General features: G+C 67.3%; 12 protein-coding genes and 1 rRNA gene. 9 read left to right on the top strand and 4 right to left on the bottom strand.

The window, feature by feature from the left end; genetic code table 11:
* Positions 1-221: 221 nt before the first annotated feature.
* Together ACRARE_RS09845 and ACRARE_RS09840 are read right to left on the bottom strand one after the other, a co-directional pair.
* Complete coding sequence (locus tag ACRARE_RS09845; protein WP_432656264.1) at positions 222-1,697, bottom strand: aldehyde dehydrogenase family protein; 1,476 nt, start codon at positions 1,695-1,697, stop codon at positions 222-224.
* 4 nt (positions 1,698-1,701) lie between these two features.
* Positions 1,702-2,805, bottom strand: coding sequence for a mandelate racemase/muconate lactonizing enzyme family protein (locus ACRARE_RS09840; protein ID WP_432656263.1), 1,104 nt, complete (start codon positions 2,803-2,805; stop codon positions 1,702-1,704).
* A gap of 109 nt (positions 2,806-2,914) precedes the next feature.
* Between ACRARE_RS09840 and pdxR the strand changes: the two genes are divergently transcribed.
* The 9 genes from pdxR (at position 2,915) to ACRARE_RS09795 (ending at position 13,331) form a co-directional block, all read left to right on the top strand.
* Positions 2,915-4,405: a MocR-like pyridoxine biosynthesis transcription factor PdxR gene (gene pdxR, locus ACRARE_RS09835; protein WP_432656262.1), complete on the top strand. Its 1,491-nt coding sequence runs from the start codon at positions 2,915-2,917 to the stop codon at positions 4,403-4,405.
* Between the two features lie 102 nt (positions 4,406-4,507).
* Entirely contained in the window at positions 4,508-5,824 is a 1,317-nt protein-coding gene (locus tag ACRARE_RS09830; protein ID WP_432656261.1) for an NAD(P)/FAD-dependent oxidoreductase, read from the top strand.
* A 100-nt stretch (positions 5,825-5,924) separates the two neighbouring features.
* Positions 5,925-6,962, top strand: coding sequence for an ABC transporter substrate-binding protein (locus tag ACRARE_RS09825; protein ID WP_432656260.1), 1,038 nt, complete (start codon positions 5,925-5,927; stop codon positions 6,960-6,962).
* A gap of 71 nt (positions 6,963-7,033) precedes the next feature.
* The gene (locus ACRARE_RS09820) at positions 7,034-8,122 is read left to right on the top strand and encodes an ABC transporter ATP-binding protein (protein WP_432656259.1); all 1,089 of its coding nucleotides are present in this window, start codon (positions 7,034-7,036) and stop codon (positions 8,120-8,122) included.
* Position 8,123: 1 nt separating this feature from the next.
* Complete coding sequence (locus tag ACRARE_RS09815; protein ID WP_432656258.1) at positions 8,124-9,008, top strand: ABC transporter permease; 885 nt, start codon at positions 8,124-8,126, stop codon at positions 9,006-9,008.
* The gene (locus tag ACRARE_RS09810) at positions 9,008-9,838 is read left to right on the top strand and encodes an ABC transporter permease (protein ID WP_432656257.1); all 831 of its coding nucleotides are present in this window, start codon (positions 9,008-9,010) and stop codon (positions 9,836-9,838) included. Before ACRARE_RS09815 ends, ACRARE_RS09810 begins: the two co-directional genes overlap by 1 nt.
* A gap of 55 nt (positions 9,839-9,893) precedes the next feature.
* Positions 9,894-10,259: a cupin domain-containing protein gene (locus ACRARE_RS09805; protein ID WP_432656256.1), complete on the top strand. Its 366-nt coding sequence runs from the start codon at positions 9,894-9,896 to the stop codon at positions 10,257-10,259.
* A 22-nt stretch (positions 10,260-10,281) separates the two neighbouring features.
* On the top strand, positions 10,282-11,901 hold the full coding sequence (locus tag ACRARE_RS09800) for a GMC family oxidoreductase (protein WP_432656255.1): 1,620 nt from the start codon (positions 10,282-10,284) through the stop codon (positions 11,899-11,901).
* A 119-nt stretch (positions 11,902-12,020) separates the two neighbouring features.
* Positions 12,021-13,331 carry an NAD(P)/FAD-dependent oxidoreductase gene (locus tag ACRARE_RS09795; protein WP_432656254.1) on the top strand — a complete coding sequence of 437 codons (1,311 nt, stop codon included), beginning with the start codon at positions 12,021-12,023 and terminating at the stop codon, positions 13,329-13,331.
* A 4-nt stretch (positions 13,332-13,335) separates the two neighbouring features.
* On the opposite strand, the gene ACRARE_RS09790 is transcribed toward ACRARE_RS09795, so the two are convergent.
* Both ACRARE_RS09790 and rrf read right to left on the bottom strand, forming a co-directional pair.
* A complete protein-coding gene (locus ACRARE_RS09790; RefSeq protein ID WP_432656253.1) occupies positions 13,336-13,587 on the bottom strand; it encodes a hypothetical protein in 252 nt (83 codons plus the stop codon).
* A gap of 357 nt (positions 13,588-13,944) precedes the next feature.
* Positions 13,945-14,040 (bottom strand): 5S ribosomal RNA (gene rrf, locus ACRARE_RS09785); the annotation flags it as partial.

Raw genomic sequence — 14,040 nt, 5'->3', positions numbered from 1 at the left:
AAGCAGGTCAGGCGTTTAGCCTTCCGCGACGACAGCAAAAGCCGCGCGGCCCACTGGGGCTGCGCGGCTCGGGAGGCCGACAGATTGCCGCATCAGACGGGGCAGATTTCGTGCACCGACGTATACCAAACGGAAAAGCGCAAGGCTGTCAGGGCGCTAACATGCGGAGGCCCGGGCGAATCAGCGGGCGAAATTGATTCGCCGCGCCGCCCGGACGGCCCTCAGTCGATCTTCGCCACGACGCTTTTCAGCTTGGTATAGCTCTTCATCCCTTCCAGCCCCTTTTCGCGACCGAACCCGGACATCCGGTTGCCGCCGAAAGGCACCTCGATCCCGCCGGCAAAATACTCGTTGATGAAGACCTGGCCCACGTCCAGATCCCGCGCCAGGCGCAGCCCTGCGGTGATGTCGCCGGTATAAAGACCCGCGACCAGGCCGAACTGGCTGTCATCGGCCAGGGCCAGGGCGTGTTCCGCATCCTCGGCGATCTGCACCGTCAGGACGGGGCCGAAGATCTCTTCCTGCACCAGTTCGTCATCGCGCGGGCGGTCGGCAATGATCGTGGGCTGATAGAACCAGCCCGCGCCGGTTTCGGGGTCTGCGGTCGCCGCGCCGCCGGTCAGCACCTCGGCGCCGCGCGCCCGGGCGCGGTCGACGAAGCCGCCGATCTTCTCCAGCTGTTCGGGCGAGTTCACCGGCCCCAGCTTCGGATCGCGCAGCCCGTGACCGATGGACAGTTGCGCCGCCCGCTGGCTCAGCCGTTCGACGAATTGATCATGGATGCCCCGTTCGATCACCAGCCGCGACCCGGCCGAGCAGACCTGGCCCGCATGTTCATAGATCGCGCCCAGCACGCCCTCGATGGCCTGATCCTGATCGCAATCGTCCAGCACCACCACGGGCGACTTGCCGCCCAGTTCCAGCACCAGCCGGGTCACATTGTCAGCGGCGGCCCGCATCACCGTCTGGCCGGTGCCGACCGAGCCGGTGAAGGTGATCTGGTCGACCTGAGGGTGCGCCACCAGCGCCGCCCCGGTGTCGCGGCCCAGGCCGGTGACCACGTTACAGACCCCGGCGGGCAGGCCCGCCTCGTAAAGAATCCCCGCCAGCATCAGGGCCGAGAAGGGAGTCTGCTCGGCTGGCTTGGCCACCACCGCGCAGCCAGCGGCCAGTGCGGGGGCGATCCCGCGCGCGGCGGTCGAGATGGGGAAGTTCCAGGGAATCACATGGGCGGTGACGCCCACGGGTTCGTATTGGCTATAGCCCAGGTAGCCGCGCGGCAGCGGGAAGGTATCCCCCTGCAACTTGTCGCAGGCCCCGGCGTAATATTCGAACGCCCGGGCCGCGCCCCCCACGTCGCCGCGCGCCTCGGAAATGGGCTTGCCGCTGTCCAGGCATTCCACCAGCGCCAGATCCTCGGCCCGCGAGCGGATCAGCATGGCGGCGCGCATCAGGATGCGGCCCCGGTCGGCGGGGGCCGTGTGGCGCCAGGTGTCGCGGAAGGCGCGGCGGGCGTCCAGGACGGCGCGGTCTACATCCTCGGCGCTGCCATTGGCGAAGCGCCCGAAGGCCTGGCCGCGCCCGGCGTCGAAGCTTTCCAGCACGTCGGGGCCCAGGCCGGTAAAGGCGCCGGAAATGAAATGTCCCTCGGGCAGCGCGGGCGTTTCCGCGCCGGACAGGATGGCGTCGATGTTCATGATGTCAGCCCAGCTCGCTTGCCTGATAGGTGGATTTCGCCAGCCATTCGGGGTTGATTTCCACCCCCCAGCCGGGCGCGTCGGTGACCAGGGCCTGGCCATCGGTGATCTGGTAGGGATCGTTCAGGAACAGGTCATCCTGCCAGGGGTAGTAGTCCAGCCCCTCGATCGAGAATTCCAGGTACTTCCCGGCATTGGGAATGGCGCGCAGCAGGTGCATGGTGAAGATCGTCACCATCGACAGGTTGGCCGCATGGGGGGTGACGGGCATCCCCGCCGCCTCGGCCAGCTTGGCCACCCGCAGGGTGCGGGCAATGCCGCCCAGATAGAGGACATCCGGTTGCAGCACGTCGACGATGCGGCCGTCGATCATCCCCTTCCAGTTGGCGATCATGCAGTCCTGCTCGCCGCCGGTCACGTCGATTGCCAACGCGTCGGTGACCTGCTTGGTCTGCTCGAATTCCCAATAGGGACAGGGTTCCTCGTAATGGCTGATGCCGTGGTCGATCAGCATCCGGCCCACTTCGATGGCCTTCGCGGGCGAATAGCAGGAGTTGGCATCCACCAGCAGCGTGGCGTCATCGCCCAGGGCACGGCGGATCGTCGGCACGATTTCCTCTGTCCGACCCGGCCATTCGTCCTGATCGCGGCCCACCTCGGCGCCGATGCGGAACTTGAAGGCGTCGAAGCCGTGGGCATCGCGCAGACGCAGGAAACGGTCGGCCTCGTCCCGGGGCGTGATGTCGCGTTTCATCGAGGAGGCATAGGCGCGGAAGGGGCCGGGGGTGCCGCCGATCAGCGCGCAGACCGGCTTGCCCTCCAGCTTGCCGCGCATGTCCCAGATGGCGGTATCGACGCCGCCCATGGCGCGGCGCAGATAGGCGCCGGGGAACTTGTGCTCGCGGTCGCGGACGATATCCATCATCGCGTCCACATCCGTGCAATCCAGCCCCAGGGCGAAGGGCGCGACCTGGCGGTGCAGCACCTGGGCGGTGATATCGGCATTATAGGGCGCCACCTGGCCCCAGCCCTGCGCGCCCCCTTCGGCCGTGACCCGCACGAAGCAGATAAATTCGTTCGAAAAGGTCTCGATTTTCTCTAGTCGCATCTCTCGGCCGTGCTTTCTTGCTGGACTGAGGGCGAAACTGGCGAAAAATTGGTGGACTCGACATATCCATTTTCGCAACCTTAGTAGACCAATTATCGGGACCCTTCGCATGAAACAGGCCGCTGGCGCCCTGCTCTCGTCGATCCAGCTGGATCGCAGCTCGAAGAAAAGCGTCGGCGTGCAGCTTTACATGGCGCTGCGCGCGCTGGTGCTGGGCGGCGGGCTGCGCCCGGGCGAGAGGCTGCCCGCGACGCGGACCCTGGCGCGCGAGGTGGGGGTGTCGCGGACCACGGTGATTGATGCCATCGACCGGCTGGTGGCCGAAGGGATGCTGGTCTCGCGCGTCGGCGCGGGCACCTATGTCAGCGACACCCTGGCCAGTCAGACGCCGCCCCCCGCGCAAGGCCCCGAGGCCGCGCAGCCGCAGACCCCGCCGCGCCTGTCCTACACGATCAACCATGCCGAACGGGATTATGCGCAGCGCAGCTGGCTGCCCCACCGCGCCGGGGCCTTCGTTTCCGCCCTGCCCGCCTTCGACGCCTTCCCGATGTCGCACTGGGCGCGGATCTCGGCCCGGCACCTGCGCGGCGAGCGGGGCGACATCATGGGCTATGGCCAGCCCAAGGGGCTGGAGGCGCTGCGCCGGGCCATCGCCTCGCACCTCTCGACGCTGAAGGGGATTCAGTGCCACGCCGATCAGATCTTCATCACCTCGGGCGCGCAACACGCCTTCTCGCTGATCGGGCGGCTGTTCCTGAATTCGGGCGACCGGGTGTGGATGGAGAACCCCGGCGCCTCTGGCGCGCGCAACGCGCTTCTGTCCGAAGGGGCAGAGCTGGTGCCTGTTTCCGTGGATGATCAAGGGCTTGACGTGAAGGACGGACTGGCCCGCGCGCCGCATTTCCGGCTGGCTTTCGTCACGCCCTCGCATCAGCAACCCCTGGGGCATGTCATGTCCCTGCAACGGCGGCTGGAGCTGCTGAAGGCCGCGGAAGAGGCCCAGGCGCTGATCATCGAAGACGATTACGACGGCGAGTTCCACTATGGCAACACGCCCCAGCCCGCCCTGCGCGGCATCGACGGCAGCGGGCGGGTCCTTTACGTCGGCACCTTTTCCAAGACGCTCTTTCCCTCGCTGCGTCTGGGCTATGTGCTGGTGCCGGAACGCATGGTGGCCACCTTCGACGCGGCCTTTACCGCCTGGGCCAGCGGGCCGTCGACCGCCACCCAGGCCATCGTCGCCGATTTCATGGACGAGGGGCATTTCGCCGCCCATATCCGCCTGATGCGGCGCCTTTACAAGGCGCGCTACGCCGCACTGATGGAGGCGGCGCGCAGCCTGCCCGACACGCTGCGCGTGGCCGAAACCACCAGCGGCTTTCACACGCCGGCCTTCCTGGCGCCGGGCATCGACGAGAACCTTGTGGTGGCCCAGGCGGCCGAGCGCGGGGTCACCCTGGCGCCCCTGGGCCGCTATTGCCTGGAGCCGATCCCGCAATCCGGCCTGGTCTTCGGTTTCGGCAGCGCCACGCCCGAAGACATCGTGGCGGGAATCGAGCAGATCCGCGACCTGCCCGCCCTGCGGAATAAATTGGTCTGATCGTTTTGTCAGATTGGATATGAAGCCTATGCCAATCCTGACATAGCGTTTCGCAGGGCCGCCACCCATCCGCCGTGGTGCCCGCCGTTCATGGAGGACCCGATGGCTGACAAGATCCGGCCTGACATCAAGCAGACCCCCTATTGGCAGGACACCCTGGGCCCGATGCCGCAGCTGGCCACCGCCCTGCCGCGCGCTGCGGATGTGGTGATCATCGGATCGGGCTATACGGGCCTGAACGCCGCGCGCATCACCGCCGCCGCCGGGCGCAGCACCCTGGTGCTGGACGCGGGCGATGCCGGTTTCGGCTGCTCGACCCGCAACGGCGGCCAGATCAGCACCAGCGTCAAACCGACCCTGGCCGAGCTGACGGCGAAGTTTGGCGCCCAGACCGCCCGCGCGATCCGCGAAGAGGGCAAGCGCGCCCTGGACTGGCTGGGCTCGGTGGTCGAGGGCGAAGGCTTCGACTGCGATTTCCGCCGCTCGGGCCGGTTCCATGCGGCCCATTCCCCCGCCCAATACGAAACCCTGGTGCGCGACGCCGCGCTGATGAGCCGCGAAGAGGGCATTCCCTCTTTCGCCGTGCCGCGCGCCGAACAGCGCCGCGAGCTGGGCACCGATGCCTATTTCGGCGGGGTGGTCTTTTCCGACCATTGCTCGGTCAACCCGGCGCGGCTGCACCGCGCCTTCCTGAACAGCGTGTTGGCCCTCGGCGTCGACGTCCTGCCCCATTGCGCCGCCCTGGGCATCGAAAAGACCGGCCAGGGCTTCCGCGTACGCACCGAAAAGGGCGTTGTCGAGGCCCGCGACGTGGTAGTCGCCACCAATGGCTATACCGGCGCAGTCTCGCCCTGGCTGCGCCGCCGGGTGATCCCCATCGGCAGCTATGTCATCGCCACCGAGGAGCTGCCCGTGTCCCTGGTGGACGAGCTGTTCCCCACTGACCGCATCGCCAGCGACACCTGCAAGGTGCTGTATTACTACCGCGCCTCGCCCGACCGGCGGCGCATCCTGTTTGGCGGCCGCGTCTCGGCCCGGGAGACCGACACCGCGCAAAGCGGACCGCTGCTCTATCACAACATGATCCGCATCTTCCCGCAGCTGGAAGGGCGCGCCATCACCCATTCCTGGTCCGGCAAGGTCGCCTACAGCTTCGATGACCTGGCCCATACCGGCACTCACGACGGCGTGCATTACGCCCTGGGCTACTGCGGCTCTGGCGTGTCGATGGCCAGCTATCTGGGGATGCGCGTCGGCCAGAAGGTGCTGGGCCTGGCCGAGGGGCAAACCGCCTTCGACGGGCTGCCCCACGGCAGCCAGCCCTTCTATAACGGCACGCCCTGGTTCCTGCCCGCCGCCGTTGCCTACTACCGCTGGCAGGACCGGCGCGAATACCGCCGCGCGCTGGAGGCCTCATGACCTTTCTCGCCCGGTCCCTGCCGAGCCGAGGCGAGAACAACGAAAACAATCGGCCCCGACCGCGCCCGGCGCGCGGCCCATCCACACAGGGAGACCATCCATGAAACTGAAGATCTTCACCACCCTAGCCGCCTCGCTGCTGGCGACCACCGCACTGGCGCAGGACAAGTCGGTGACCGTCGCCTCTTGGGGCGGCTCTTATCAGGAGGCGCAGAGCAAGGCGCTGTTCGAACCCGCCGCCGCGGCGGGCTATGACGTGAAACAGGAAACCTATGGCGGCATGTCCGACGTGCGCCTGCAAGTGCAGACCGGCCAGGTGACCCTGGACATCGTCGCCTCGGGCTCTGGCTCTGCCGCCCGCGCCGGGGCCGAAGGCCTGCTGGAAGAGCTGGACTATGACGTCATCGACGTCTCGACCTTCTACCCCACGCTTTATTCCAAGTATTGCATCGGCGGCGACGTCTTCTCGACCGTCTTTGCCTGGAACACCGACACCTACGGCGAAGAGGGCCCGCAAAGCTGGGCCGACTTCTGGGACGTCGAGAAATTCCCTGGCTCGCGCGCCTATCGCGGCTCGGTCGCCGGTGCGCTGGAACCGGCGCTGATGGCCGATGGCGTGGCACCGGAAGATGTCTACGAGGTGCTCAGCTCGGAAGAGGGGATCGAACGCGCCCTGGACAAGATCCGCGAGCTGCGCCCCAACATCGACGTCTTCTGGTCCTCGGGCGCGCAGCATGCGCAGCTGATGAAGGACGGCGAGGTCGACATGACCACCGGCTGGAACGGCCGTTTCGACAATGCCGCCGCCGATGGCGCCAAGGTCGCCTATACCTTCAACCAGGCCCTGCTGGACTACGACTGTTTCGCCGTGCCGAAGGGCGCGCCCAACAAGGACGTGGCGATGGAGTTCCTGAACGAGATCTCGAAGCCCGAGTATCAGGACGACCTGCCGAAATACATCACCTACGGCCCCACCAACAAGGCGGCCTATGACACCGGCGAAATCACCGCCGAGGTGGCTGCGACCCTGCCGTCGTCGCCGGAAAACGCGGCGCTGCAACTGCCCGTCTCGCTGGAATGGTACGCCGAATGGGAAACCGTCGCGGCCGAGATGTACCAGGAAATGCTGACCGAATAATCCGGTCCCACCACCAGACCCGGCGGGCGTCCCTGCGCGCCCGCCGGGCTTTCATTTGAATGGGGGTAGCTTTGGCAACCGCAAGCAAGGACGCACTGCCGATCACCGTGGCCAATGTCACCAAGACCTACGGCAAGGTGCACGCACTCGACAACGTTTCGCTGGAGGTGAAAAGCGGGGAGTTCCTGACGCTTCTCGGCCCCTCCGGCTCTGGCAAATCCACCCTGCTGATGGTGCTGGCGGGTTTCACCCGGCCCGATCACGGCAGCCTGAAGTTCGGCGACACCGAGGTCATCCGCACCGCGCCGCACCTGCGCGACGTGGGCATGACCTTTCAAAGCTATGCGCTCTTCCCGCATATGACCGTGGCGGGCAATGTGGGCTACCCGCTGCGCCTGCGCAAACGCCCCAAGGCCGAGATCGCCGAACGGGTCGAAAAGGCGCTGGAGACGGTGCAACTGGGCGGCTTCGGCGACCGGCGCATCGACCAGCTGTCGGGTGGCCAGCGCCAGCGTGTGGCCGTGGCCCGCGCGATCGTCTTTGAACCGCGCATCCTGTTGATGGACGAACCGCTGTCGGCGCTGGACAAGAAGCTGCGCGATCAGATGCAGATCGAGCTGCGCCGCCTGCACGAGAAGCTGGGCATGACCACCGTCTACGTGACCCATGACCAGCGCGAGGCGCTGACCATGTCGGACCGGATCGCGGTGGTGAACCATGGCCGCATCATGCAGCTGGCCACGCCCCATGACCTGTACGAACGCCCCGCCAACCGCTTTGTGGCGGATTTCATCGGTGACAGCACCTTCCTGAAGGTCACGCGCCAGGGCGACCGGATCACCTGGGGCGACATGGCCCTGGCCCATAGCGCGCCCGCGCCCGACACGGCCGATCTGGTGATGATGCTGCGCCCCGAACGCATCGCCCTGTCCGACAGCGGCCCCGTGGAGGGCGCCAACAACTTTGCCGCCACCGCCGAGAACGTGGTCTATCAGGGCGACAGCTATCTGGTGCAGGCCCGTCTGGCCGACGGGGCCGAGATCACCCTGCGCCGCGCCATGCGCGGGGCCACAGCCAGCTCGATGCCCGCCCCCGGCGACGCGATCACCCTGACGGTCGCCCCCGAGGATACGGTGCTGATCGACGGGCGCGAGGTCTGACATGGGGGCGATACGCGCAAACGAAGAGGGGCTGCGCCGGGACGAGCGGTTGGAACGGCTGAAGCTGTTCGGCCTGTCCTCGCCCGCCACCCTGTTGATCCTGGTGATCCTGGTGATCCCCGTGGGCTGGCTGTTCTACGTGTCCTTCGTGGGCGCCGACGGCAGTTTCAGCCTGGAAAACTATGAACGGATGGTCAGCCGGAAATCCTATACCCGGATCTTCATCACCACCTTCCAGGTCAGCTTTCTGACCACGGGGCTGTGCATCCTGATCGGCTATCCCCTGGCCTATTTCCTGTCGCAGCTGCCCCCCCGCCTGGCCAGCCTGTGCATGATCACCGTGCTGCTGCCCTTCTGGACCTCGCTGCTGGTGCGCACCTACGCCTGGCTGGTGCTGTTGCAGAAACAGGGGCTGATAAACAGCTGGGCCATGTCCCTGGGCCTGTGGGACGAACCCATCAAGATGGTCCACAACATGACCGGGACGCTGATCGGCATGGTGCATATCATGCTGCCCTTCCTGATCCTGCCGACCTATGGCGCCATGCGCGCCATCAGCCAGGACTACATGAAGGCCGCCTCGAACCTGGGCGCGCGGCCCCGCACCGCCTTCTGGACCGTGTTCTTCCCGCTGTCGACGCCGGGCCTTTTTGCCGGGGCGCTGATGGTCTTCATCCTGTGCCTGGGCTTCTTCGTGACGCCCGCGGTGCTGGGCGGCGGCAAGGTGATCATGGTCTCGATGAAGATCGTCTCGAACATCGAGCTTTTCGTGAACTGGGGCGCGGCCAGCGCGCTTGGCGTCGTGCTGCTGGTGCTGACGATGATCATCCTGTGGGTCGCCTCGCGGTTCCTGAAGCTCGACCAGATCGCCGGAGGAGGGCACTGATGCTGCGCTGGTTGAAATCCCCCGCCACGGAAACCCAGATCACCCATGGGCAGCGGCTGTGGCTCTATGTCTTCGCGGTGATCATCATGGTCCTGCTGGTCACGCCGACGCTGATCGTGATCCCGATGTCCTTCTCGGACAGCCAGTACCTGGAGTTCCCGCCCGAAACCTGGTCGCTGCGCTGGTATCGCAACTACTTCGGCTCGTCCGAATGGATGCAGGCCACGCGCACGTCCTTCCTGACCGCCTTCCTGACCATGCTGGTGGCCACGCCCGTGGGCACGCTGGCGGCCTACGGGCTGCACGCCTCGCGGGTGCGGTTCGTCCAGGCGGCCTTCGTGCTGATGATCACGCCGATGATGGTGCCGCTGGTGCTGGTGGCCATCGGCGCCTTCTATGTCTACGTGAAGTTGCAGATCCTCTACACGCTGACCGGCCTTGTCCTGGCGCATACCGTGCTGGCCCTGCCGCTGGTGACGATCGTCATCGGGTCGGCGCTGAAGGGCTATGACATGAACCAGGAGGTCGCGGCGCGGTCCCTGGGCGCGCCCCGGTGGAAGGCCTTCCTGACCGTCACCCTGCCGCAGATCAAATTCGCGGTGGTGACGGCCTCGCTGCTGTCCTTCCTGACCTCCTTCGACGAGGTGGTGGTGGCGATGTTCATCTCGGGCGGCGACAACCCGACGCTGACCCGCAATATGTTCAACGCCCTGCGCGACCAGATCGACCCGACCATCGCCGCCATCTCGACCATCATGATCCTGGTGACCACGGTGATGATGGTGCTGGCGCAGATCTTCGGCCAGGCGCGCCAGCCCGGCGGCGACTGATCCCCTTTCCGGGGCCGCCGCCCGCGCGGCCTCGCAACTCTATTCGGAGCAACCGATGACCGACCTGAAGACCTTCGCCGCCCTGGCCAACCAGCCGCTTGGCGATTTCGCCCCCAAGCCCACCACCCTGACCCCCGGCCAGGAAGAGGCCAGCGCCATGCTGTGGAGCTCGGCCGATGGCCAGACCAAGATCGGGGTCTGGGAATGCACCCCGGGCCATTTCACCGCCGACCGCACGGCGGCGGGCGAATACTGCCACATCCTGTCGGGCCGCGCCTCGGTCACCAATGCCGATGGCAGCGGCACCCGCGAGATCGGCCCCGACGACCTGCTGGTGCTGCCCCAGGGCTGGACCGGCGAATGGGTGATCCATGAACATATGCGCAAGCTGTTCATCATCACCCCCGACGCAGCCAAGTAACCCAGGGCCCGGAATCCTGCCCATGTCAGAGCATGACTTCATCGTCGTCGGCGCCGGCTCGGCGGGCTCGGTGCTGGCCAACCGGCTGAGCGAGAACGGCCGCTATTCCGTCCTGCTGCTGGAGGCCGGGGGCAGCGACCTGCACCCCTGGATCTGGATGCCCATTGGCTATGGCAAGACCTTCTACCGGCCGTCCGTCAACTGGATGTACCTGACCGAACCCTCGCCCGAGCTGGAGGGCCGCCGCTCTTACTGGCCGCGCGGCAAGGTGATGGGTGGGTCCAGCGCGATCAACGCCATGGTCTATATCCGCGGTCATGCGCAGGATTTCGAAGACTGGAAGGACGCGGGCAACCCCGGCTGGGGCTGGGACGACGTCCTGCCCCATTTCCGCGCGATGGAGGCCAACGACACCGGCGGCGACGCCTGGCGCGGCGACAGCGGCCCCTTGCGGGTCTCGACCACCGCGCGCGACCTGCACCCGATCTGCGAGGACTTCATAGCCGCCGGGGCCGAGCTGCAATACCCCCGCAACGCCGATTTCAACGGCGCCGATCAGACCGGCGTCGGCGCCTATCAGATCACCGCCGCCGACGGCTTCCGCATGTCCACCGCCCGCGCCTATCTGCGCCCGGCGCGCAAACGCCCCAACCTGCGGGTGGAGGGCCACGCCCTGGCAACCCAGTTGATCTGCGAGGGACGGCGTGTCACCGGCGTGATCTATCGCCAGAAGGGGGTAGAGAAGACCGCCACCGCCCGGCGCGAAGTGATCCTCTCGGCGGGGGCCATCAACTCGCCCCAGCTTCTGCAACTGTCGGGGATCGGCCCGGGCGCCCTGCTGCGCCGCCACGGGATCGAGGTGCGCCACGACCTGCCGGGCGTGGGGCAAAACCTGCAAGATCACCTGTGTATCGACCACCTCTACCGCGCCACGCGGCCCACGCTGAACGATCAGCTGCGGCCCTGGTACGGCAAGCTGTGGCAGGGGCTGCGCTATGTGCTGACCCGGCGCGGGCCACTGGCCCTGGGGGTGAACCAGGCGGGCGGCTTCGTCGCCTCGCGCCCCGGGCTGGCGCGACCCAACATGCAGCTTTTCTTCTCGCCGCTCAGCTATACCAAGGCGCCGCCGGGCAAGCGGCCGCTGATGAACCCCGACCCCTTCCCGGGCTTCCTGCTGTCGGCGCAACCCACGCGCCCCAGCAGTCGCGGGCATCTGGCGATCCGATCCGCCGACCCGGACGCCTCGCCCGAGATCCACCCCAACTACCTGGCGACTGACCATGACCGGCAGGAAATCGTCGAGGGCGCCCGCCTTCTGCGCCGCTTCGCCGCCACGCCCGCGCTGTCGCGCCTGATCGAGGCCGAGATCACCCCCGGCCCCGCCACCCAGACAGACGCCGAGATGCTGGCCGATTGCCGCGCCCGCGCCGGCACGGTCTTTCACCCGGTCAGCACCTGCCGCATGGGCCCGCTGGATCAGGGCAATGTCGTCGACGCCCGCCTGCGCCTGCATGGGATGGAGGGGTTGCGCATCGCCGATGCCTCGATCTTCCCCACCCTGACCTCGGGCAATACCAATGCCCCGGTGATCATGGTGGGCGAAAAGGCCGCCGCCCTGATCCTGGCCGATCACGCGGGCTAGGCTGCCCGCTTTCTGCCCCGGACTGCGCGAAAACTGGTCCGGGGTCTTCGGGGCCCCTTCCCTCTGCCCGGCGCCCTTGGCAGCCTGCGCCAGACGCCCGCCAGATCGAAGACCCGCCCATGACCCTGATCGACACCCACCACACCCGCGCCGCCGAGCCCCTGCCCCCCTCGCTTTACGCCAGCGAAAGCAGTGAGGCGCCGCGCCCGCCGCTGTCGGGGGATCGCGACGCCGATATCGTCATCATCGGCGCGGGGATCCTGGGCCTTTCCACCGCCCTGGCCCTGGCCGAGCGCGGCCATGCCCCCCTGGTTCTGGAGGCCTGCACCGCAGGCTGGGGCGCCTCGGGGCGCAATGGCGGGCAGGTGAATTCGGGCCTGAAATACAGCCCCGACCAGGTGGCGAAAGATCTGGGCACCGAGGCGGTGCGGTTCTCCTATGGCGCGCCCGGGGTGGTGCGCGATCTGGTCGCCCGGCTGAGCCTGGACTGCGACTACGTCAACGGCGGCGGCTACCGTGCGGCGCGCGACTCCACAGGCAGCCGCGAGGCCGAGGCTCTGGTGGCCGAATGCGCCCGCCATGGCATCCCGGCCGAGTTTCTTGACGCCCCCCGCATCGCCCAGGCCACGGGCACCAACCGCTACACCGGCGCCCTGTTCGACCCCCAGGCGGGGCAGCTGAACCCGCTGAAATACGCCCGCGCCCTGGCCCGCGCCGCCGAGGCAGCGGGCGCCACGATCTGCGACGCAACCCCGGTGACCGAGACGCGGGTCGAGGGCGACGGCTGGCAGCTGAGCACGCCCGGGGGCCGGGTGCGGGCGCGGCGGATCCTGATGGCGACCAATGGCTATAGCGGCGGGGTGCTGCCCCGGCTGCGCCGCGCGGTCCTGCCGATCTTCAGCACCGTGGTGGCCACCGATCCCCTGCCCGAGGGCCTGCGCGCCCGGCTGCTGGCGGGGCGTGAGGTGCTTTATGAAACCAGTTTCGTCACCGTCTACTACCGCATCGATGCGGCAGGGCGGCTGGTCTTTGGCGGCCGGGGGCCGCAAAGCCCGGCCAGTGGCCCGGGTGCGGCGCGCAACCTGACCCGGCTGGCCGAAGAGATCTGGCCCGCCCTGCGCGGCCACGGCTGGTCGCATGGCTGGAACGGACGGCTGGCGCTGACCGACGACCATTACCCGCATCTGCACGCCCTGCCCGGACGCGGCCTGGCCTGTGTGGGGTTCAACGGGCGCGGCGTGGCCCTGACCACGGCCCTGGGGCCGCGCCTGGCCGAGGCGCTGGTGACCGACCGCCCCGAGGCGGTGCCCCTGCCGGTGACACCGATCCGCCCGGTCCCCTTCCAACCCTTCTGGCCCACGGGGGTCTGGGCGGCGCTTGGCTGGCACCAGGTGAAACAGCGGCTTAGCTTCGGGCGGGCACGTCTGTAGGGGCCTAGAACCGCAGGGTGATCTGGCAGCCAAAGGCGGTGGCGGCCACGTCGCCGAAATCCACCGTGCCATGGCCGCGCGCGTCCCAGGCCTCTTTTGCCAGCCCGGCGCCCAGGGTCAGCAGACAGGTTTCCAGCGGCGTCATCTCGACCTCACGGGCGGCCAGGGCAATGGCTGTCCCCGCGAAGAGGTGCAGTTTCTTGTCGTAATCGGCAACACTTATCAATCCCGCTGTCAGCAGGGCGTGGGGATCCATGGCGGGGCTCCGGCTCAGAATGTCTTGATGAAGCCGGTGTAAACGCCCTGTTAAGTCCGAGCTACGAAAGTCTTACAAACTCCTTAACGCCCCTTCGGGCGTCACATCCGCTTGCATCGCCCGATCGGCGCGCAGGCGTCTCTGGACGGGCAAGGTAGGGACAGGAGCAAGCGAAGGGTGAGCCGGGTCGCCGCGCTACGCCCGGGGCGTCTGGTTGATCGCTGGCCGCACGTCTTGACCGAGGGCGACACGTAACGCCGTCCGAACTCCGATATGTGAGCCCCGAACAGCAAAAGACCCGCCGACCATTTCTGGCTCGGCGGGTTTTATTGTTACATCGTTTTGGATTTTTTCTAGGTCTGGCGGCGACTTACTCTCCCACGACTTAAGCCGCAGTACCATCAGCGCGACGGCACTTAACTTCCGGGTTCGGGAAGGGACCGGGTGTTTTGC

It is taken from the genome of Pseudooceanicola aquaeponti, assembly GCF_050897975.1.
Classification (GTDB): Bacteria; Pseudomonadota; Alphaproteobacteria; order Rhodobacterales; family Rhodobacteraceae; genus Pseudooceanicola.
Note: the sequence above shows the minus strand (reverse complement) of the source record. Positions and strands in the feature narration are given on the sequence as shown.

Bases quoted from the DNA above. Each gene is read 5' to 3' on its own strand.
- ACRARE_RS09790 (WP_432656253.1), bottom strand. From the start codon at position 13,587: ATGGATCCCCACGCCCTGCTGACAGCGGGATTGATAAGTGTTGCCGAT.
- ACRARE_RS09800 (WP_432656255.1), top strand. From the start codon at position 10,282: ATGTCAGAGCATGACTTCATCGTCGTCGGCGCCGGCTCGGCGGGCTCG.
- ACRARE_RS09840 (WP_432656263.1), bottom strand. From the start codon at position 2,805: ATGCGACTAGAGAAAATCGAGACCTTTTCGAACGAATTTATCTGCTTC.
- ACRARE_RS09810 (WP_432656257.1), top strand. From the start codon at position 9,008: ATGCTGCGCTGGTTGAAATCCCCCGCCACGGAAACCCAGATCACCCAT.
- ACRARE_RS09830 (WP_432656261.1), top strand. From the start codon at position 4,508: ATGGCTGACAAGATCCGGCCTGACATCAAGCAGACCCCCTATTGGCAG.
- ACRARE_RS09815 (WP_432656258.1), top strand. From the start codon at position 8,124: ATGGGGGCGATACGCGCAAACGAAGAGGGGCTGCGCCGGGACGAGCGG.
- ACRARE_RS09805 (WP_432656256.1), top strand. From the start codon at position 9,894: ATGACCGACCTGAAGACCTTCGCCGCCCTGGCCAACCAGCCGCTTGGC.
- pdxR (WP_432656262.1), top strand. From the start codon at position 2,915: ATGAAACAGGCCGCTGGCGCCCTGCTCTCGTCGATCCAGCTGGATCGC.
- ACRARE_RS09795 (WP_432656254.1), top strand. From the start codon at position 12,021: ATGACCCTGATCGACACCCACCACACCCGCGCCGCCGAGCCCCTGCCC.
- ACRARE_RS09845 (WP_432656264.1), bottom strand. From the start codon at position 1,697: ATGAACATCGACGCCATCCTGTCCGGCGCGGAAACGCCCGCGCTGCCC.
- ACRARE_RS09825 (WP_432656260.1), top strand. From the start codon at position 5,925: ATGAAACTGAAGATCTTCACCACCCTAGCCGCCTCGCTGCTGGCGACC.